This is a genomic window from Paramesorhizobium leguminum (assembly GCF_003217235.1).
GTDB lineage: Bacteria > Pseudomonadota > Alphaproteobacteria > Rhizobiales > Rhizobiaceae > Paramesorhizobium > Paramesorhizobium leguminum.
In genome coordinates, this window is the sequence record NZ_QJTF01000005.1 from 1 (window position 1) to 20,681 (window position 20,681).

Consider the following 20,681-nt stretch of genomic DNA (forward strand, 5'->3'; position numbering starts at 1 on the left):
GTCACGAGGGCGAACTCTTCGTCCGCCAGCGGCGCCGCCGCCTTCGTTGTGGCGCTTTATAGGCCCCACCCAACGAAACTGTCAACACGCAAAATCACGATTTTCAAAAAACTTTCACACCAGGTTCGCATTACTGTCGCGCACCCCTTTTTCGGGGAGACGCCTAGGTGGAATGGTGTCGGTTTTTTTGATGGGCAGGACCTGCATATAGGTATAAAAAGCGCAGTTTCAAGAAGGGCCGGCCAAAAGGCTCTATTCGCACCCTAATAGCCAGCCACAAACAAGCCCAATTCGATTTCTAGCCCTCTTCCATGACGATGAAGGCGTACCTCAGGCTTGATTGGCTCCTATCGCCAGCAACTTGTGAGGTACGCCGAGGGAAATCGCTTCCATCCCGCCCCTGCGTTGACTTGGCGCTCGCGGACGGGCAAAACTTGAGGGCACACAGTAGGAGGCAAGCCCTCCATTTTTCCAGCCTAACAGGACCGGCCGGGACGCGAACAGGCTCGCTCATCATACGGCATAACTAGGGACCGGCGCTTAATCGAATGAAGGAATACGAGCGGCACGCGATAGATCCCGGCAACGAGCCGCCGCTTATCACCGATGGGCGACGCGGGCCGCCGGACCGCCGCGAAATTTCCGCTCGCTGGCTCGCCGGCACATTCCTGACCGGAATCACCTCTTCGATGCTTATGGGTGTTGCGCTATTCGCCGCCCTCGACGGCCGTGAACAGCTGGCAACGCCGCCGGAATTGCTCGCACGGGACGATATGCAAGGTACCGATACCGACAGCGATATCTCCAAGGGCGATCGCGTGGTCGCAACCGCTGCCGTACAGAAGAATCGTGATCGGCGCCGCTTCGATGTTTCTACGATGCAGAAGATCGGTGAGCGCGAAGTGGTCCGCACACGCCCCTTTGAGTATGTACGCATGGCGCTGGCAGCCGACCATCCGGGCAACCGAAAATATCCGGCCTTCAATGCGCTCACCATTTTTTCGCAAGGCGCGCCGCCAACGGCCCAGGCCGCGAGCACCGGACAGATCTACGGCGCCAAGGTGGAAAGCGAGATCAGTCTTAAGACATCCGAGTTTCCCCTGGCGACTGCCGAGTTCGATTCTTCCGCAGACCTGTCTGCCGACGAGGTGGAGAATGTCGTTCGCAGCACCGGTCTGCTGCTGACCGATGGCGATGTGCAGGTTGCCTCGCTTCACTATGTGGACCCGCTGCGTTTCGGCAACAGCGAATCGCCCTATTCGCTGACCGCGCCGCTGGATGTGCGCATCATTCAGGAAAACGTCAGCGTTGCCCCTCGCGCCGCGCCGGATGCCGTCAGCACTGGCTTTTCGGAGGAAGTGATCCCGTTTCGCAACGATGAGGACATGGTCACGGCGCTGGCCAATGCTGGCTATGACGATGCCAATGCCGCCGAAATGGCCGAGGCGCTAGGCAAGCTAATGAACTCGCCTCGCCTCAAGGCCGGCAGCGTATTGCGCATTGGCATCGAATCGCATGATGACGATGACCGGATCGTTCGCGCCAGCGTTTATGACGGCACCGATCACCTGCTCACCGTCGCGCTCGACGATCGCAATCAGTATGTTCCGTCCGGCGAGCCGGAGATGACGCCACTCTTGCGAACCGCCTTCGACGGCAGCGCTCCGCTACCACGCATCCGTGGCGATCTGCCTTCCGTCTATGATGGCATCTCCCGGGCAGCGCTTGCCTATGGCATGACGGAAGCCATGACCACCCAGCTCGTCAAGATGCTGGCCGCTGATGTCGATCTTCAGGCGACAATCGCTCCCACCGACCAGATAGAGGCATTCTTCTCACTGCCGGAAGATTCCGACCAGGCCGGCGATGATTCGGAGATTCTCTATGTCGCCGCGACCTTCGGCGGGACCACCCGAAAATTCTATCGCTACCGGGCGCCGGATGGAGCGACCGAATATTACGACCAGAACGGCAAGAGCGCCAGGCAGTTCCTGTTGCGCAAGCCTGTACCCAACGGCAGCTTCAGCTCGCCCTTCGGCATGCGGCGGCATCCAATTCTCGGCTTCTCCCGTATGCATCCCGGCGTCGATTGGGCCGCCCCGCGCGGCTCGCCCATTCTCGCCTCCGGCAATGGCGTGATCGTGAAGGCGGGCTGGACCAATGGCTATGGCAACCAAACGATCATTCGCCATGCCAACGGCTATGAGACCAGCTACAATCACCAGAACGCGATCGCGCGCGGGATCACCGTCGGCGCACGCGTCCGGCAAGGTCAGGTGATTGGTTTCGTGGGCTCGACCGGACTTTCGACCGGCGCGCATCTCCACTATGAGTTGACCGTCAACGGCACGAAGGTCGATCCGATGCGCATCCGTCTGCCGGATGACAAGGCATTGAAAGGCAGGGAGCTGGAAGCGTTCAAGCGTGAGCGCCAGCGCATCGACCAGCTGCTGAACGATCAGAAGGACAACGGCACCAAGCTGGCAGCGACCAATCCCCCCAACGGGTAAAGCGAGTGAGCAGTGCACTGCTCACTGCTTCCCGCTCACTACTCACTCCATGAATTCGACCGTCACGCCAGACTTCACCAATTTGGCAAGTTCCTCCGCATCCCAATTCGCCAGGCGGATGCAACCATGGCTGGATGTCTTGCCGATCTTTGAGGGCTCGGGCGTGCCGTGGATGCCATAGGTCGGCTTCGACAGGGCAATCCAGACCGTGCCGACAGGCCCGTTCGGCCCAGGCGGAATGGTCAGGACCTTGTCATTATTGCCCTGCTTGAAATTGATCTTTGGATTGTAGGTGTAGTTGGGATTGATCGCTATGCGCTGAACTTCGACGATGCCGGACGGCGAGGGCGTATCGGATGAGCCGATGGTCGAGGGATAGGCAACCACCAGCCTGCCCGCCTCGTCATAGCCGCGCACCTGCTTGCGCGCCTTGTCGGCGGTGATCCGCGCAACCTTGGCCGTGACGTTCTGGCCGATATTGGGCACGCGAACCACCGAACCGGGCTGATTGAAATTCACACCCGGATTGATTTCTTTCAAATAGGCCTCGTCGATGTGGAATTTTTCGCCGAGCATTTCCACGACAGACGTATAGGCCATCGCTGGAAGCTGCGCCTTATGCGCATAATCTTCCGGGATCGACGCCACATATTGCCGGCCCACATCTTCATTGGTGATGGTGTATTCGGTAAAGGCGGGACCGCCCGTCGCCTCCAACTCGGCGTTGATCGCCGCCTCGTTCGAGGGGTCGAGGGATTTGCCGGTCAGTTCGCCATAGGCGGCGGCCGCCTTGTCGACATTGCTGCCCGCGCGTCCGTCGATAGCGCCGGGTGATGCACCCGCGCGATCGAGGACCACCTGATAGGCGGCAATCTTCGCCTTCGCGCCCTCGCCCTTCGGCATTTCGATGGCCGGGGTCATATCGTCGGGGGAAGGCACGGGCCGCCCCGGTTCTATGGCCGGCTGATAGGAATCGTCCTGGATCGCCGCCGAAGCATCGGCGGGCGGCAGTTCCGCGCGCTCGACCTGTCCATCGCGGTTTCCGTCATAGGTGCTTCTGGCAGGCGGCTCATAATAGGGATCGAGCGGTGGAGCATCGCCAAACCCGTCGTTGGGCGCGCCGCCATCAACGGGACCGTCCAGCGTCCAGTTGTCTTCTGGCGGCGGAAAGCGGCGTACGCGCCGTTTCTGCGTCTCGCCCGGTTCCTCAATTGACAGAATCTGTCCGCGCCGATCCATCGTGATCCGGCGCCCTCTCGGATCGATGTAAATGCGAATACGGCTGTCGCGGTAAACTTCCTCGCCGGGATCATAGAGTTGCGCCAGCTGGATGGCGTCATTGCCCCCTGCCCTGCCCCTTCTCTCGAATTGGCCCGCCTCCCCCGAATCTGAAAACATCGTGCCGGCGGCGGAAGCGAATAACGCTAGCTGAAAAAGAGAGGAAACGCGCTGCATGAACCATACCAGAAAAGAATGAACGAATCGCAGGGCTGCAACTCTATCTGAAAATTGCCGATGACAAATGAACTGGGCATGAAAATGGCGCAACAGGCCATGCGCCTTTTGGACGCTATAAAAGAATGGACCGCCAGAGTTTGGCGGCCCATTCAATGCCAATGGTTTTAGGCGGCTTTGGCCGCCTTGGCCGGGGCCTTGGCGCGGAAGTTCAGCCGATCTGAACCGGCAGTGATCTTCACGGTCGACCCATCCAGTACTTCGCCCAGCAAAATATGCTCGGCGAGCGGATCCTGCACTTCTTTCTGGATGACGCGCTTCAGCGGACGCGCGCCATAGGCGGGGTCGTAGCCCTTCTGCGCCAGCCAATTGCGGGCCTCGGCATCGATATCGATCGTGATCTTGCGATCGCTCAGCAGTTTCTGCAACCGCTCCAGCTGGATGCCGACAATGGCGTCCATGTCCTTGCGCTTCAACCGATGGAACAGGATGATCTCATCGACCCGGTTGAGGAATTCCGGCCTGAACGCCGCGCGAACCACGGCCATCACCTCATCGCGCACGGTCTCGACATCCTGATCCTCACCGAGCCCGACCAGATATTCGGCGCCCAGATTGGAGGTCATGATGATCACCGTGTTGCGGAAATCGACGGTACGACCCTGCCCGTCTGTCAGCCGCCCGTCATCGAGCACCTGCAGCAGCACGTTGAAGACGTCCGGATGCGCCTTTTCGATCTCGTCGAACAGAATCACTTGGTAAGGACGCCGGCGCACTGCTTCCGTAAGGACGCCGCCCTCATCGTAGCCGACATAGCCCGGAGGCGCACCGATGAGCCGGGAAACCGCGTGCTTCTCCATATATTCCGACATGTCGATACGCAGCAGGGCCGACTCGTCGGAGAACAGAAATGCGGCAAGCGCCTTGGCCAGCTCCGTCTTGCCGACACCGGTAGGGCCGAGAAAGATGAATGAGCCGATCGGACGGTTGGGATCCTGCAGGCCCGCGCGTGCCCGGCGAACTGCTTTTGAGACGGCCTGCACGGCTTCACCTTGCCCCACCACCCGCTTGGCGAGTTCGTCTTCCATGCGCAGCAGCTTTTCGCGTTCACCCTCCAGCATCCGATCTACCGGGACGCCTGTCCAGCGCGACACAACCTGCGCGACATGATCGGGCGACACGGTCTCTTCGAGCAGCGAGCCTTTGTTCTCGACGCTTTCCGCCTCCACAAGCTGCTTTTCGAGCTGAGGGATTTTTCCATAAGCGAGTTCTCCCGCCTTTTGGAATTCGCCGGTGCGTTGGGCAGTGGCGAGCGCATTGCGCGCTTCATCGAGCTGCTTTTTCAGGTCTGCGGCAAGGCCGAGCTTCTGCTTCTCTGCCTGCCAGGTGGAGGTCAAGCGCGCCGATTCCTCTTCGAGATTGGCAAGCTCCTTTTCCAGTTTTTCGAGCCGGTCCTTGGAGGCCGCATCCTTCTCATTCCTGAGCGCTTCGCGTTCGATTTTCAGCTGCATGATGCGGCGATCGATTTCGTCCAGTTCTTCCGGCTTCGAATCGACCTGCATCCTCAGCCGCGAGGCCGCCTCGTCCACAAGGTCGATGGCCTTGTCCGGCAGGAAGCGGTCAGAGATGTAGCGGTTCGACAATGACGCCGCCGCCACCAGCGCCGAATCGGAAACACGCACCTTGTGGTGCTGCTCGTATTTTTCCTTGAGGCCGCGCAGGATCGAAATCGTGTCGTCCACGGTCGGCTCGTTGACAAAGACCGGCTGGAACCGGCGGGCGAGCGCCGCGTCCTTCTCCACATATTTGCGGTATTCGTCGAGCGTCGTCGCGCCGATGCAATGCAACTCGCCGCGCGCCAGCGCCGGCTTCAAAAGGTTGGAGGCGTCCATGGCGCCATCCGCCTTGCCGGCACCGACGAGCGTATGCATTTCGTCGATGAAGAGTATAATCTGCCCCGTCGCCGATTGGACTTCAGAGAGAACCGCCTTCAGCCGTTCCTCGAATTCGCCGCGATATTTAGCCCCTGCGATCAGCGAGCCCATATCGAGCGCCATTAGCTGCTTGTCCTTGAGCGACTCAGGCACGTCGCCATTGACGATGCGTATCGCCAGCCCCTCTGCGATGGCCGTCTTGCCGACGCCCGGCTCGCCGATCAGCACCGGATTGTTCTTGGTCCGGCGCGACAGGACCTGAATGGTGCGGCGAATCTCCTCGTCGCGGCCAATGACCGGATCGAGCTTGCCGGCGCGCGCATCGGCGGTGAGATCTCGCGCATATTTCTTCAGCGCGTCGTAATTGCCCTCGGCGGAAGCCGAATCGGCGGTGCGCCCCTTGCGGATATCGTTGATGGCCTGGTTGAGCGCCGTCGGCGTGACGCCCCCGCGTGAAAGAATCTCTGACGTCTTGGCGGATTTTTCCATATCGAGCGCGGTCAAGAGGCGCTCCACGGTGACGAAGCTATCACCTGCCTTCTTGGCGAGTTCCTCCGCTGTCGTAAAAACCTTCGCCAGCGGCTGCGACATATAAAGCTGCTCATTACCGCCGGTAACCTTCGGCAACGCATCGAGCGCGGCCTGCAAACCGAGGCGCACATCGGCAATCCGCCCACCGGCCCGCTCGATCAGCGAAGTCGCCAATCCTTCATCGTCATCAATGAGGACCTTGAGCAAATGTTCCGGCATGAATTGCTGATTGTTCTGGGACAGCGCGAAGGATTGCGCCGATTGAATGAAACCCCGAACGCGCTCGGTATATTTTTCAATATTCATACCTGTCTCCTTTTCTTGGCCACCCCTGATGCGGCAGCGGCGAAGCGCTGGCGGTTTCGATCCACCCAGCACCCCAAATCATATGGGAAAGCGGGCCGGACCCGGCAAGGCGCTACAGCCCTCATGCGCTTGTCAAAACGCAGTGAAAGTTGCCACGTAAAATTTAAGAAAGAGAAGCAGAAATAAAATAATAAAAAGCGAACGACACGAAGCAAATACTGCAACGCACCGGAATAGGGTTAGAATTATATGAAATATTATTTCAAGATGATCGGGATCGCCGTCAGCATAATACCTACGGCAGCGGTAACCATGCCTCCCGTTATAATTACCGTTTTCAGTGAAGAGCTATCTATTGCAGCGTGTACCTCAACCCGCAACGCCTGCATATCGCCGCGTAACGCCTGCATATCGCTCCGCAATTCAGATGTTGCAGCCTGCATATCGCTTCGCAATTCAGATGTTGCAGCCTGCATATCGCTTCGCAATTCAGATGTTGCAGCCTGCAATTCGCCCCGCAATTCAGATGTTGCAGCCTGCAATTCGCCCCGCAGCGTCGATGTGGCCGTCTGTAAATCGCCTTGCAAAGCAGCCGTGGCGGCCTGCAAATCGGACTTCGTAACGAGTTCCGGCATGATGTAGTCCCTCGCTGCAAATGAGAGCGCATCTGCCTGTTCCTGCGTAAAGCCATCTTTGCGCAGTCTGGTGCTATATCCGAGTGTATCAAAAACAATTGCCATTTGAAAGTTCCCCCACCAACTCTCACTTTAACCCACCTCCCCTGCGGAGGGGAGGTGGAAAATCATGGGCAATTACGCGTCGGAGTTGGCATCCACAAAGGCGTCCGTCTTCGGGCTCTCACCCTCGCCATTGCTCTCAGTGACCACTGGACGGCGCGGACGCGCCACGCGGCGCGGACGCCGCGTCTCGCCTGCCTCAACCGGGGCGCTTGCCTCGACCGGCGTATTTGTCTCAACTGGGGCGCTTGCCTGAACCGGTATACTTGCCGCCGGCGAAGCTTCTTCGTTGGAAATCGATGGCTGCGCTGCATTTCCATTCACTTCAATCGGAGCCTGCTGGCCTCCACTGAAGCGCTCGTTGCGCGGACGGCGCAGACGGTTCGGGCCACGGCGATCTCCGGGCTGCCTCTGCGTTTCCGCGCCATTGCCGCCGAATACCACCTCGGCCGGCGTACCCTCGATTACAGGTTGCGGCCCGCTGCCGTTGATCGGCTTCGGCGCGACCGCGACTGTAGCCACGGGTTGCTCGAAGCCATCCTCATCGTCGTCCATTTCGTCGTCAAAGGCTTCGGCACGCTGGGTCTGTACAGGCTCATTCGCCTGCGCCGCCATGATGATGCGGTTGTAGTGCTCGGCATGCTGGAGATAATTCTCGGCCATGACGCGATCGCCGGATACTTGGGCATCCCGGGCCAAGGTCATGTATTTTTCCGCGACGTGCTGGGCATTGCCCCTGATCTTCACGTCCGGTCCGTTGCTTTCGTAATTGCGGGATAGAGGGTTCGGCCCCTTGCGGTTGTTGTTCCCCCGTCCACGCATGCGCCTGTTCTGCTGTCCTGGCCTCATACTCTTCTCTTTTCAGATTAAGGGGCGCAAATCCCCGCGGCCAAATAGCCTTTGGGTCTCGCTTGTTATGTGACGAACTGGAGCGCGCCCCGCACTACCATCGTATAAAAGATCTCTAAAAGTTGCGTGCTGCCGTATGAATCACCCCGACAGGAGTAACGGTGTCAAACACCACAAAGCAGAATCACCGCTTTGGCGATACGCGGAACAAAGGCCTGCCTAGCTTTATACGGTGGGTGGAACCTAAACACGTTCTCCAAAAATTCCAAGCCCTTTTTGGCACATTCGGTTACCGAACGATCAAAGCATGAAAAGAAGAGCGCGGTCATGCCCACCAAGATCTTGCAGGCCTTCCATCAACCGAAAACCGTTTTCGGCAAAGATGGCCTCTACATCCGCTCGTTGCCCTGCGCCTATTTCAACGCCCACGGCACCTCCTTCATATAGTCGCTCTTCACCGCCCCTTGCAAGGGCCCTATAAAAATCAAGACCGTCCTCGCCCCCGTCGAGCGCGAGAAGCGGGTCGTGCTCACGCACCTCCCTGTCCAGGTTGGCAACCTCACGGCGCGGAATATAGGGCGGGTTCGAAACGATCAGGTCGAACCGCCCGGAAATCTCGGCGAACCAGTCGCCCCGGAGCGCGGCAAACCGTCTGGACACCCCGGCCAACCTTGCATTTTCCCGCGCGGTAGCAAGCGCGCCCGGCGCAATATCGACACCTATGGCATGAAGCCTTTCCAGCTGGCTCAATAGCGCGATCGCGATTGCCCCTGTTCCGGTCCCCATATCTATCAGCTCGGCAATGCCGTTCTTCGCAATCCGCTCTCTCAGGAAAGGGAGAACCAGATCAACCAGCGTTTCGGTATCCGGGCGCGGTTCAAGCGTTTCCGGCGAAAGCCGAAAGCCAAGACCATAGAACGAGCGCTCGCCCATGATGCGGTGCACCGGTTCGCCGGCCAGCCGTCGGCTCAGGCCGATGTCCAGCACCATCACTGCCTCGCCGTCAATGATTCGCTCCGGCGCGCTCAGCGCATCGAGACGCGTGGTTGCCGTCGCCCACTCCACGAGCAGCCGGGCGTCCAGTTCGGGCGTGGCGATACCTGCCTCGCGCAACTGCTTTCGCGCTTTGGCGTGAAGCCCGGCCAGCGTCTCCGCGGCTATCAGGTCCGCAGCCATCAGGCGTTTTCACCCATTTCGGCAAGCAGCGCAGCCTGATGATCCGAGATAAGCGCATCGACCAGTTCGTCGAGTTCTCCTTCCACGATCCGGTCGAGCTTGTAGAGCGTCAGATTGATCCGGTGATCAGTGACGCGGCCTTGCGGAAAATTGTAGGTGCGGATGCGCTCCGACCGGTCGCCCGATCCCACCTGGCTGCGCCGTGCCGCCGAACGCTCGCTGTCTGCCCGCTGCCGTTCCATGTCATAGAGCCGCGCGCGCAGAATCTGCATGGCCTTCGCCCGGTTCTGGTGCTGCGATTTTTCCGCCTGCACCACCATGATTCCGGTCGGGATATGCGTGATGCGAACAGCCGAATCGGTGGTATTGACGTGCTGGCCACCAGATCCCGACGCCCGCATCGTATCGATGCGGATATCCTCCGCGCGAACATCGATATCGATATCCTCCGCTTCCGGCAGCACCGCGACAGTGGCAGCCGAGGTATGAATACGCCCGCTCGCCTCCGTGTCCGGCACACGCTGCACGCGGTGCACGCCCGATTCGAATTTCAGCTTCGAAAAAACACCCCTGCCGGAAACGGTGGCGATGATCTCCTTGTAGCCGCCCGCTTCACCGTCACTCGCCGAAACGATCTCGACACGCCAGCCCTTGAGCGATGCATAGCGTTCATACATGCGAAACAGGTCGCCGGCGAAAAGCGCCGCTTCCGAACCACCCGTTCCGGCGCGAATTTCAAGGATGGCGCTCTTTTCGTCCGCCGCGTCCTTCGGCAGGAGCAGAAGCTGCACCTCCCACTCCAGTGTCTCGATGCGTTCCTGCACCTGCGGCAGTTCGCTGGTAGCGAGCGCCCGCATCTCGGCATCGACGGAAGAGTCGTCACGCATGGCGAGAAGATCGTCCGCCTCCTGCCGCGCGGCGATAAGCGCGCGGATTTTCGCCACCACCTCCTCCAGCTCAGCATATTCCGAAGCGAGCTTCACATATGTGTCCGAATCCGGGTTCCCGGCCATCTGCGTCTCAACCATTGAGAAACGCTTCAGGAGCTGGTCCATCCGGTCCTGCGGCAATGCGATCATTCAATTCCCTCTGTCGTCATTCTCGCTCGGGCTTGTCCCGAGAATCTGCGGCGGCATATCTGTCTGGACGGTAATTGCTTTTCTCTTCCACGTCGTAGATTCTCGGGACAAGCCCGAGAATGACGTCGGGAGGTCAAGCTAAAGCGGTATGCCGCTGTCTTCTGCGAAGCCCATAAGCACCCCACGCAACGAGTGGGTGCCATTCGGCTTGCCAATCGCTTCAAGAAGAAGCGCGTTGAGCTTGGCCGCGTCCAGCGCCCCAAGCATCGCCTTTACCGGACCGATCGCGGCGGGCGACATTGATATATGCCGGAAACCGAGTCCGATCAATGTCATGGCGGTCAAAGGCTTACCGGCCATCTCGCCGCACAGCGTCACCGGTGTGTCGTGGCGCGTCCCCGCTTCTACGATTTGCCTGAGCACCCGAAGGAATGGCGGCGACAGCTGGTCGAAACGCTTGGAGATGGCCGAATTGCCGCGATCCGCCGCCATGACGAACTGGAACAGATCGTTGGATCCGACCGAGACGAAATCCACCGCCGCCATAAGCTCGTCGAGCTGCCAGAGCAGCGACGGCACCTCGATCATCGCGCCCAGCCGTAACCGCGTCGGCAGGCTGTAGGCGAAGCGCGACAGATGCCGCACCTCGCGCTCGATGATAGCGCGCGCGGCGCGAATCTCTCCCACCTCTGTTATCATCGGCAGCATCAGCCGCAATTCATTCCCGCCAGCGGCCTTGAGCAGCGCCCTCAGCTGCGTGCGCAACAGCCCCGGACGGTCGAGCGTCAGCCGGATCGCACGCCAGCCCATGGCCGGGTTTTCCTCCGGCCCCTGATGGCGAAAATAGGGGAGCACCTTATCACCGCCGATATCGAGCGTGCGGAAGGTCACCGGGCGTTTGCCTGCCGCATCCAGCACAGACCGATAGAGCCGCTCCTGCTGCTCGGCGCGGGGGAAGGTCGAGGCGATCATGAACTGCAGCTCGGTGCGGAACAGGCCGATACCGGCGGCGCCCGACTCCATGAGCTGCGGCAGATCGACCAGCAACCCTGCATTCATCAAGAGCGAGATTTCGACGCCGTCTTTGGTAACCGAGGGTTTGTCGCGCAGTTCGCGATAAAGCGCCTGGCGCTTGGCGCGAAAGCGCACCTTCTCCGCGTAGGCCGATTCGATGTCCGGCTGCGGACGCAAATGCACCTTGCCGTCATCCCCGTCGACAATGGCCGAATCATTGTTCTCCGCCATGGAGACCACGCCCTTGACCTGACCGACGACGGGAATGCCCATGGCGCGCGCGACGATGACAACATGGCTCGTCGGCGCCCCGTCCTCCAGCACCAGGCCGCGCACCCGCTCGCGCGGATAATCGAGCAGTTCCGCCGCACCCATCGAGCGGGCGAAGATGATCGCGTCCTTGACCAGTGTTTCGGCCACCGTCTTGATGTCGCGCCCCATCAACTGGCGCAGCAGCCGGTTGGCCAGATCGTCGAAATCGCTCAGGCGCTCGCGCATATATGGATCGGTCAGATGCATCATGCGAGCGCGCGTATCGCTCTGCACTTTTTCCACCGCCGCTTCCGCCGTCAGCCCGTTGTGGATGGCTTCTTCCAGCCGCCGCACCCAGCCGCGATCATGCGCAAACATGCGGTATGCTTCCAGCACGGCGCGATGCTCGCCTTCGGCGGCCACGTCGCGTCGCGACAGCATGTCATCGATTGAAATACGCAACGAGCCGATCGCTTCGCTCAAGCGTTCCAGTTCACGCTGCGAATCCTCGTTGAAGAGATTGGTGACGACAATGCGCGGCTCGTGCAGCACGACATGACCGAGGCCAACGCCGTCGTTGAACGAAATGCCGGAAAAACTCATCGGCCTGCCAAGATCAAGTTCCACGCCAGGCCTGGTCAGCCTGGTCAGGTCACCCGTAGCGATCATTTCAGCCAGAACCATGGCGGTGGTTTCCAGCGCCTCCACTTCGTCTTCGCGATAGGCTCGCTTGGTGCGGTTCTGCACCACCAATACACCCAGCGTACGTCCAGCGCGTAAAATAGGCACGCCGAGGAAAGAGTTGTAGGCCTCCTCGCCCGTCTCGGGCAGATAGGCGAACGCCGGATGCGATTGCGCGTCGGTGAGGTTGAGCGGGCGGGCGCTCGCGGCGATGGTGCCGACCAGGCCCTGCCCCAGACGCAATTGCGCCAAGTGCACTGCCTGCGGATTAAGGCCAACGGTGGCATAGAGTTCCAGCACACCGTCCGAGCGCAGCACATAGGAGGAGCAGACCTCCGCCACCATGTTCTGCGCGATTTCACGCACGATCCGGTCAAGCCGCTCCTGCGGCTCCAGCGGCTCCGCCATCAATTCGCGCAAGCGTTTGAGCAGGACACGAGGACCGGTGGTCACCTCACGCATGGACGGTCAATTGCTCCTTCATCCTACCGATCCCCCAAGCGGGACCCGACGATTCGCGACTACACAACCGGACCATCGTCCGGCCCGTTCTTTGTGGGCATTTTTGACGCGCGCGTCCAGAGCAATTTGTGGGTGGCTTTGAAACGGAATCATCAGTGCTTTACGTCGCGCGCCTCTGCGCTGCCGAGGAAAGGCTCGCGCCCTCCTTCCCCCCTTGCGGGGAGTGAGGAGCGTTCGGCCGAAGGCCGAGGAAAAGCCAACGATTTGGCTTTTCCAGCGACGAACGCGCGGAGCCCTAGCGGAGCGCTACCCGCGTTAGCGGGCGGATGGGGGTGGTGACGGGTGCGCTTTTGGTGACGACCGTCGTGCAAACGTCACCACCCCCACCCGACCCTTCGGGCCACCCTCCCCGCAAGGGGGAGGGAAGGCGCGAGCCGCTCCGGCAGGACCAAGCTGAGTGCCTTATTACGACTTATCCAGCCCATACACCGAATGCAGCGTCCGCACCGCCAGCTCCGCATAGGGCCCATCGATCAGGATCGAAATCTTGATTTCCGACGTGGTGATGGCGCGAATATTGATGCCCTTGTCGGCCAGTGCCTTGAAAGCGGTGGCGGCGACGCCCGCATGGCTGCGCATTCCGATGCCGATGACGGACACCTTGACCAACCCGGCTTCCGACTGGATCGCATCGAACCCAACCTCGGCTTTCGCCTTTTCGAGCACGGCGACCGCCTTGTCCAGGTCCCCGGTCGGCACGGTAAAGGTCATGTCCGTCTTCGAACCGTCTTCGGAGACGTTCTGCACGATCATGTCGACATTGATGTGCGTTTCGGCGAGCGGCCCGAAGATCGCGGCCGATACGCCGGGCCTGTCCGCGAGACGCCTCAGCGAGATTTGCGCTTCGTCCTTCGCATAAGCGATACCGGTGACGACCTGCTGTTCCACGATTTCCTCCTCGTCGCAAATGAGCGTTCCGGGTGGATTGATCGGATCACCCATGCCCGGCGCATCAGGGTCCTCGAAACTGGAGCGCACGAAGGTGCGCACCTTGTGTACCATGGCAAGCTCGACCGAGCGAACCTGCAGCACCTTGGCACCGAGCGACGCCATCTCCAGCATTTCCTCAAAGGAAATCTTGGAAAGGCGGCGCGCCTTCGGCTCGACCCGTGGATCGGTGGTGTAGACGCCGTCGACATCCGTATAGATATCGCAGCGGTCCGCCTTGACCGCTGCCGCGATCGCCACCGCGCTGGTGTCGGAACCGCCGCGTCCGAGCGTCGCGATGCGGTTGTCCGGTCCCAGCCCTTGGAAGCCGGCTATGACCGCTACCTGACTTTCGCCGAAGCGCTTGACCAGGAATGAGCCGTCGATCTCTGTGATGCGCGCCGCGCCGTGCGCGTTGTCTGTGCGGATCGGGATCTGCCATCCCTGCCATGAGCGCGCATGGACGCCCATCGACTGCAGGGTGATCGCGAGCAACCCCGCCGTCACCTGCTCCCCGGAAGCCACCACCGCATCATATTCGCGCGCGTCGTGCATCGGCGATGCCGCGCGGGTCCACGTCACGAGTTCATTCGTTTTTCCCGCCATCGCCGAGACGACGACGGCCACTTCATGGCCCGCATCAACCTCGCGTTTGACGTGACGCGCCACATTACGGATGCGGTCGATATCGGCCACCGAAGTGCCGCCGAATTTCATCACGATGCGCGCCATTTTAGGATTGTCCCGCGAGGCTTGAGAATGATCATTTTTCTTTGCCGCACGAGACGGCAGGAGAAACGCGCTCACATAACCAAAATGCTAGCGAATCGCAAGCAAACCTTGACTTTGGGGCTAACAAGGTCAACTCCAAAACCACAGGAAGGAAACAGCCATGGCCGAGACCGCCCGCACCACCATCGATTCCGCCGAGGTCGAACGCTTTTCGCGCATCGCCGCAGAATGGTGGAACCCGCAAGGCAAGTTCCGCCCGCTGCACAAGTTCAATCCGACGCGGCTTGCCTATATCAAGGAAGAAATCTGCGCCGCCTTCGGACGCGATCCGCTTGGCTCTCGCCCGCTGGAAGGACTGCGCCTTCTCGATATCGGCTGCGGCGGTGGCCTCCTCTGCGAGCCGATGGCGCGGCTGGGCGCAACGGTCGTGGGCGCGGATGCATCTGAGACCAATATCGAAGTGGCGAGGATTCACGCTGCGACAAGCGGGCTCGACATCGACTACCGCGCCACCACGGCGGAGGCCCTCGCCGAGGCTGGCGAGAAATTCGACATCGTCCTCAACATGGAAGTAGTGGAGCATGTCGCCGATGTCGATCTCTTCCTCTCCGCCTGCGGCGCGATGGTTAAGCCCGGCGGCCTGATGTTCGTCGCCACCATCAACCGCACGCTGAAGGCGCTAGGGCTTGCCATCATCGGCGCGGAATATGTGCTGCGCTGGCTGCCACGCGGCACGCACCAATATGAAAAGCTGGTCCGCCCGGAAGAACTGGAGAAGGCGCTGGACGCGGCAGGGTTGACGATCATCGACCGGCAGGGCGTCAGCTACAATCCGCTTGCCGATAGCTGGAGCCGCTCGCGGGACATGGATGTGAATTACATGGTGCTGGCGCGAAAGTGAGCAATCCTTTATCAGTGATCGACGCCAACCCGCCACGCATTTTGCCACCGCTCGCGCTGGTTCTGGCTATGCTGTCGATTGCCTGCGGGGCCTCGTTCGCAAAGTCCCTCTTTCCGGAAGTCGGGGCAGAAGGCGCAACTGCGCTTCGGCTCTCGATTGGGGCGCTTCTGCTTGTGCCCATTCTTCGTCCGTGGCGAGTAAGTTTCCGATCGAATGCCTGGCAACCCGTTGTCATTTACGGTCTCATGCTGGGCGGAATGAACGTCTTTTTCTATCTGTCGATCCAGACGCTCCCGCTCGGAGTCGCGCTCGCGATTGAATTCACCGGACCGCTCGCTGTCGCTATTGCTGCGTCGCGTAGATCGATTGATTTTCTTTGGATCGGCCTGGCGATGATCGGGCTGGTCCTGTTGCTTCCGCTGCGGTCAATGAATGCAAATCTCGATCCCATCGGAATTGCGTTTGCGCTCTGCGCCGGCGCGTGTTGGGCGGCGTATATCATATATGGGGGGATCGCAGGCCGCCTCTACGGCATTTCGGCGGCGTCGATCGGACTGATCGTTGCATCGGCGGCCATGTTGCCTATTGGAATTGCGAAGGCAGGCTTCTCATTGTTCACGCCATCGGTGCTCGCCCTTGGATTGCTCGTGGCGATACTATCAAGCGCGATTCCATATACGCTTGAGATGTTCGCCCTCCGTCACCTTCCACGGAAAACCTTTGGTACGCTTACCAGCGCGGAACCGGCTGTCGCAGCGTTGGTTGGTCTCGCGCTCCTTCACGAGGCTCTCCCCGTCTTGCAGTGGATCGGCATAATATCAATATCACTTGCTTCCGTCGGGGCCGCTTTGACTGCAATGCAGGAATAGCCTGATGGCGAAAACGGCCCTCTCAATTCCGGTCCTCTGGAAACACCGGCAGCGGCATGATCTCAACGCCCTCATCCACCAGCGCCGTCACCTCCTCCTGCGTCGCCTCGCCGTAAATGCCGCGCGGATCGGTTTCGCCGAAATGGATCTTGCGCGCCTCCTCGGCGAACTTGTCGCCGACATAATCGGCATTGTCGCGCACCTTCCGGCTCAGTTCGCGCATCTGCTCGATGAGCGCGCGCTGCGCCTCGCCCATGCCGACGGCGATTTTTTCTTTGGCGCTTGCGGTGGAAACGGAAGGCGCCATCAAGGCTTTTTCAACGCTCTGTGAATCGCAGACCGGGCAGGAAACGAGGCCCCTCTTTGCCTGGCGGTCGAAATCCTCGTTGTTGCGGAACCAGCCTTCGAATTCATGATCCTTATCGCAATGTAGACTGAAACGGATCATGGCATCACACCCGCGATACGCATGCCGAAGGTGAACGCGTTCTTGAGATTCGGCACCTTGCGCCGCGCCGCATCCGATAGCGCCGTATCGATATCCGCGACGATCACCGCCGGCTCGTCATGATCGGCCTCGGCCAGGATTTCGCCCCAGGGAGAAACGATCAGCGAATGCCCATAAGTCTCGCGTCCATCCTCGTGCTTCCCCCCTTGCGCGGCGGAGATGAGGAATGCGCCGTTCTCGATGGCGCGGGCGCGTTGCAGCACGTGCCAATGCGCCTCGCCCGTCTGGCGGGTGAAAGCCGCGGGCGCGGTGAGGATCGACGCCCCCGCCTCCGCCTGCGCGCGAAAGAGCTGTGGGAAGCGGATATCGTAGCAGATCGCAAACCCCATCCGCCCGAAAGGCAGATCGGCCAGCACCATATCCGCACCAGGTTCGTAAGTTGCCGATTCGCGCCAGCTTTCGCCATTGTCGAGATCGACGTCGAACATGTGGATCTTGTCGTAAGAGGTAATCTTCTTCCCATCGGGGCCGAACAGAAAAGCGCGGTTGGCAAGCTTGCCATTTTCCAGCGCAATCGCCGTCGAGCCGATATGCAGATAGATGCCGTGTTGCGACGCCAGCCGTGACGCCGCATTGACGATGAGATCATTCTCCTCGTCGCGCGCGCCCTCGTGGTTGCGCCGCACCGCGCCTGTCATCTCGGGCGTCTGCGCATAATCCGCGCCTTGAGCCGCCGCTTCGCCGACGAGGCGTTCGAGGGTTGCGACATTGGCGTGGGGATCGGTCCCGGAACGCATCTGGATGGCGGCGGCGCGAAAAAGACTCATGACTGTGATTCCTGTTGGCTGATGTTGAGCAGCCCATCGAGACGGCCTTCGCGCTCCAGCGCGTGAAGATCATCACAACCGCCGACATGCACATCACCGACGAAAATTTGCGGAAAGGTCATACGCCCCGATCGCTGGATCATCTCCTGTCGGAATTCAGGCGACACGGTCGCATCGCGCTCGGTATAAGCCACGCCCTTGCTATCGAGCAGGCGTTTGGCCGCCGTGCAGAAGCTGCACCACTGGCGCGTATAGATCGTTACCTCAACCATGGAACACTCCGGAATCATCCGGAACTTATATAGAGGCGCCGAGCCATTTCAAAAAGCCCGGCGCGATCCAGAAACTTGCTGAACTTGCCGGTTATGATTCTGCTTGCAGAATAAATTTTATTTCTTCCGCTTCCGGTGCATCGCCGATCCCTGCGGCGCAAGCACGGGAACGAAGACGCGGCGTGATGAGCGCTGCGCCACCGGCAGCCCTTGATAGAGCCGCTTGTAAGCCTCCACGATCAGCACCCCGCCGAAGATGGGCCACATCTTTCCTCCCACTCTCTCCATGAGCGAGGAGGGCCCCCGCATCCAGCGGCGCGTGGCAGGCGGAAAATGCAGCGCGCCCGCCACCGCTCCCGCAGTAAAATTGGCCTCGCGCAACAGCCGGACGAGCTGGCCCCGGCTATACGGCCGCCCGCTGCCGAAAGGCGTATGCTCGAACCGCGCCCAGACGCCGCGACGGTTGGGAACGATGATCATCAGCCTGCCATTGGGCGCCAGTACGCGCCACATCTCTTTCAGCGTCTCGCTCGGATTTTCCGAATGTTCCAGTGCATGAACGAGGAGGATGCGATCAACGGAAGAGTCCGGCAACGGCAACTCCTCGTCGAAAACGAGCGCCGTGGCGCATTTGTCCGCCGTTGGCCAGCCGATCGCCCCCTGCCCCGCCGGCATGAAGGCGAAGGTACGCTCCGTATCGGCGCGCAAGTGGTCGAGATAAGGAAGTGCATAGCCAAGGCCGACCAGCCGCTCTTGCGGCAGCTTCGACCAGAGCGGCTGGAGCGCCGTTACGATAGAGCGCTCAGTCAGGTGCCCTAATGGGGAAGCATAGAAGGAGCGCAATTCGATGATGTCGAGATGCATGTAGCACGCCCCCGGTTATGGCCGGATCATTTCCAGCAGCCGAGATTTCTGCCCCGCAGATTGTGGGAATCGATGTCGACCACAAGGCGCGGATCAAGGCGCATCAAGGCCAGCGTCGTGCGCTGCTTGAGATCGATCTTCTGCCAGCCGGCGCATTCCCTAGGCAACTCGACTTTTTCGACAGTAAATTTCTCTGTCCACGCCGTAGCTGTACCGGTACAGCCAGCGAGTCCGAGCAAAAGTGGCAGGGCTGCCAACCCCAGGTGTTTCGCGTGACCAGCCGACATTTCCGCCATACGTCCTCCAGATTTAACATTCTTTAACTATTGCATACATGACGATCAATTTCACGTTGATTGTCTAATTTCGTTGAAACAGATCGAAATAGTATGTGAATCACGGTGGATTAACCGCTGGTCTTTCCATATTGCCGCCGAAGACACCCCGGAATATGGTTAACGCCACTTGATTCCACGCGTCATCTTCGGGGAAACACACTATGAACAAATTGGCTGCCGAATTTTTCGGCACTTTCTGGCTGGTCTTCGGCGGTTGCGGCAGCGCAATTCTTGCTGCGGCCTTTCCTGATCTGGGCATCGGTTTTCTCGGTGTAGCATTGGCTTTCGGCCTCACCGTGCTGACGATGATCTACGCCGTCGGCGGAATTTCCGGCGGACACTTCAATCCCGCCGTCTCGCTCGGTCTTGCCGTTGCGGGCCGCTTCGACTGGAAGGATCTGATCCCCTACTGGATCGCGCAAGTTCTGGGCGGCATCGCCGCGGCGGCCGTTCTTTATCTCATCGCCTCAGGCAGGGCTGGCTACATGCCGGGCAGCTTCGCCTCCAATGGCTATGCCGAGCTTTCGCCAGGCGGCTACAGCATGACCGCGGCGCTGCTCATCGAAGTCGTCCTGACGGCGTTCTTCCTCATCGTCATCCTGGGTTCGACCGCATCGACAGCTCCGGCAGGCTTCGCCGGCATTGCCATCGGACTCTGCCTCACACTCATCCATCTCATCTCGATCCCGGTGACCAACACCTCGGTCAATCCGGCACGCTCCACCGCCACGGCGCTCTTCGCTGAAACAGCGGCTCTCAACCAGCTCTGGCTGTTCTGGGTCGCACCGCTGATCGGCGCGGTAATCGGCGCCATCTTCTGGAAGGCGCTGCTCGGAAGGGACTGAGCGATCGCTCTATTCTATAATGACAAGGACCGGCTGAGAGGCCGGTCTTTTGTTTGGGTGTGCGTTTTTGGAAGGGTCCATGTTTGACGGAATCGCTATCCGCCAGCCTCCCGGTATTTAATCCAGCTCACGCCTTCGCTTTATCCGCGCCAACCCTCTCCGCCACGACATGCTTCAATGTCACGCGGTCGCGTGTGGAAACACCGATCAGCTCCGCCACCCGCCAGATCACATTGTCTTCCATCTCACCGACCTCGCCGTCGGCATAAGCGATTTCCCACATCAACTCGATTAAATGGATGCGCTCCCGCTCGTCGAGATGACGCTTGATGACGCTGGTGAAACTGTAAAGGTCGATGGCTTCCTGGTCCGCGGCTTCCGCCGCTTGAAGCAGCGCATTCAATTCGCCATCCTTGAGCTGATAGGCCTCGGAGAGCATCTCCGCGATGCGCCTGCGTTCCTCCTCGTGGCGCTCGCCATCAGCATCAATGATGTGAAACATCAGGGCCGCCACCGCCAGCCGAGGGTCATCCTTGCCGAAGGTTTTCCCGCCCCGTCCTTCACCGGAAGAGAGTTCTTTCAAAAAGGTCTGAAGACGATCGAGCATAGTGG

General features: G+C 60.1%; 18 protein-coding genes. 4 read left to right on the forward strand and 14 right to left on the reverse strand.

What is annotated here, in order from left to right; translation table 11 throughout:
* Nucleotides 1-548 precede the first annotated feature (548 nt).
* Entirely contained in the window at nt 549-2,510 is a 1,962-nt protein-coding gene (locus C7477_RS05430) for a M23 family metallopeptidase (protein WP_110749848.1), read from the forward strand.
* Nucleotides 2,511-2,552: 42 nt separating this feature from the next.
* Here C7477_RS05430 and C7477_RS05435 read toward each other — a convergent pair whose 3' ends face one another.
* The 8 genes from C7477_RS05435 to C7477_RS05475 all read right to left on the reverse strand — a co-directional run bounded on the left by C7477_RS05435 (nt 2,553) and on the right by C7477_RS05475 (nt 14,705).
* The gene (locus tag C7477_RS05435; RefSeq protein WP_245411736.1) at nt 2,553-3,965 is read right to left on the reverse strand and encodes a L,D-transpeptidase; all 1,413 of its coding nucleotides are present in this window, start codon (nt 3,963-3,965) and stop codon (nt 2,553-2,555) included.
* A gap of 167 nt (nt 3,966-4,132) precedes the next feature.
* Complete coding sequence (clpB, locus tag C7477_RS05440; RefSeq protein WP_110749850.1) at nt 4,133-6,736, reverse strand: ATP-dependent chaperone ClpB; 2,604 nt, start codon at nt 6,734-6,736, stop codon at nt 4,133-4,135.
* A gap of 257 nt (nt 6,737-6,993) precedes the next feature.
* A complete protein-coding gene (locus C7477_RS05445; protein ID WP_110749852.1) occupies nt 6,994-7,476 on the reverse strand; it encodes a coiled-coil domain-containing protein in 483 nt (160 codons plus the stop codon).
* Nucleotides 7,477-7,548: 72 nt separating this feature from the next.
* The gene (locus C7477_RS05450) at nt 7,549-8,322 is read right to left on the reverse strand and encodes a DUF4167 domain-containing protein (protein ID WP_110749854.1); all 774 of its coding nucleotides are present in this window, start codon (nt 8,320-8,322) and stop codon (nt 7,549-7,551) included.
* Between the two features lie 300 nt (nt 8,323-8,622).
* Entirely contained in the window at nt 8,623-9,498 is an 876-nt protein-coding gene (gene prmC, locus C7477_RS05455; RefSeq protein ID WP_110749856.1) for a peptide chain release factor N(5)-glutamine methyltransferase, read from the reverse strand.
* Nucleotides 9,498-10,577 carry a peptide chain release factor 1 gene (gene prfA / locus C7477_RS05460; RefSeq protein WP_110749859.1) on the reverse strand — a complete coding sequence of 360 codons (1,080 nt, stop codon included), beginning with the start codon at nt 10,575-10,577 and terminating at the stop codon, nt 9,498-9,500. The genes prmC and prfA overlap by 1 nt, the downstream gene beginning before the upstream one ends.
* A 138-nt stretch (nt 10,578-10,715) precedes the next feature.
* Nucleotides 10,716-12,986: a phosphoenolpyruvate--protein phosphotransferase gene (gene ptsP, locus C7477_RS05465; protein ID WP_110749861.1), complete on the reverse strand. Its 2,271-nt coding sequence runs from the start codon at nt 12,984-12,986 to the stop codon at nt 10,716-10,718.
* A gap of 465 nt (nt 12,987-13,451) precedes the next feature.
* Nucleotides 13,452-14,705: an aspartate kinase gene (locus C7477_RS05475; protein WP_110749865.1), complete on the reverse strand. Its 1,254-nt coding sequence runs from the start codon at nt 14,703-14,705 to the stop codon at nt 13,452-13,454.
* 160 nt (nt 14,706-14,865) lie between these two features.
* Between C7477_RS05475 and ubiG the strand changes: the two genes are divergently transcribed.
* Both ubiG and C7477_RS05485 read left to right on the forward strand, forming a co-directional pair.
* Nucleotides 14,866-15,606: a bifunctional 2-polyprenyl-6-hydroxyphenol methylase/3-demethylubiquinol 3-O-methyltransferase UbiG gene (gene ubiG, locus C7477_RS05480; RefSeq protein WP_110749867.1), complete on the forward strand. Its 741-nt coding sequence runs from the start codon at nt 14,866-14,868 to the stop codon at nt 15,604-15,606.
* Between the two features lie 14 nt (nt 15,607-15,620).
* Nucleotides 15,621-16,475, forward strand: a complete 855-nt coding sequence (locus C7477_RS05485; protein ID WP_245411737.1) for an EamA family transporter — start codon at nt 15,621-15,623, stop codon at nt 16,473-16,475.
* 22 nt (nt 16,476-16,497) lie between these two features.
* On the opposite strand, the gene C7477_RS05490 is transcribed toward C7477_RS05485, so the two are convergent.
* The 5 genes from C7477_RS05490 to C7477_RS05510 all read right to left on the reverse strand — a co-directional run bounded on the left by C7477_RS05490 (nt 16,498) and on the right by C7477_RS05510 (nt 19,182).
* Entirely contained in the window at nt 16,498-16,923 is a 426-nt protein-coding gene (locus C7477_RS05490) for a DUF1178 family protein (RefSeq protein ID WP_110749869.1), read from the reverse strand.
* Nucleotides 16,920-17,750 (reverse strand): carbon-nitrogen hydrolase family protein, encoded by an 831-nt coding sequence (locus C7477_RS05495; protein WP_110749872.1) that lies wholly within the window; start codon nt 17,748-17,750, stop codon nt 16,920-16,922. Before C7477_RS05495 ends, C7477_RS05490 begins: the two co-directional genes overlap by 4 nt.
* On the reverse strand, nt 17,747-18,022 hold the full coding sequence (gene grxC / locus C7477_RS05500; RefSeq protein ID WP_110750245.1) for a glutaredoxin 3: 276 nt from the start codon (nt 18,020-18,022) through the stop codon (nt 17,747-17,749). The genes C7477_RS05495 and grxC overlap by 4 nt, the downstream gene beginning before the upstream one ends.
* Before the next feature lie 117 nt (nt 18,023-18,139).
* Nucleotides 18,140-18,886, reverse strand: a complete 747-nt coding sequence (locus C7477_RS05505; RefSeq protein WP_110749874.1) for a class I SAM-dependent methyltransferase — start codon at nt 18,884-18,886, stop codon at nt 18,140-18,142.
* 26 nt (nt 18,887-18,912) lie between these two features.
* Complete coding sequence (locus tag C7477_RS05510) at nt 18,913-19,182, reverse strand: hypothetical protein (RefSeq protein WP_425373520.1); 270 nt, start codon at nt 19,180-19,182, stop codon at nt 18,913-18,915.
* Between the two features lie 203 nt (nt 19,183-19,385).
* Between C7477_RS05510 and aqpZ the strand changes: the two genes are divergently transcribed.
* Nucleotides 19,386-20,069: an aquaporin Z gene (aqpZ, locus tag C7477_RS05515; RefSeq protein ID WP_110749876.1), complete on the forward strand. Its 684-nt coding sequence runs from the start codon at nt 19,386-19,388 to the stop codon at nt 20,067-20,069.
* Nucleotides 20,070-20,196: 127 nt separating this feature from the next.
* Here the strand turns inward: aqpZ and C7477_RS05520 are convergent, their stop codons facing one another.
* Nucleotides 20,197-20,676, reverse strand: a complete 480-nt coding sequence (locus tag C7477_RS05520; protein WP_110749878.1) for a tellurite resistance TerB family protein — start codon at nt 20,674-20,676, stop codon at nt 20,197-20,199.
* Nucleotides 20,677-20,681: the final 5 nt, after the last annotated feature.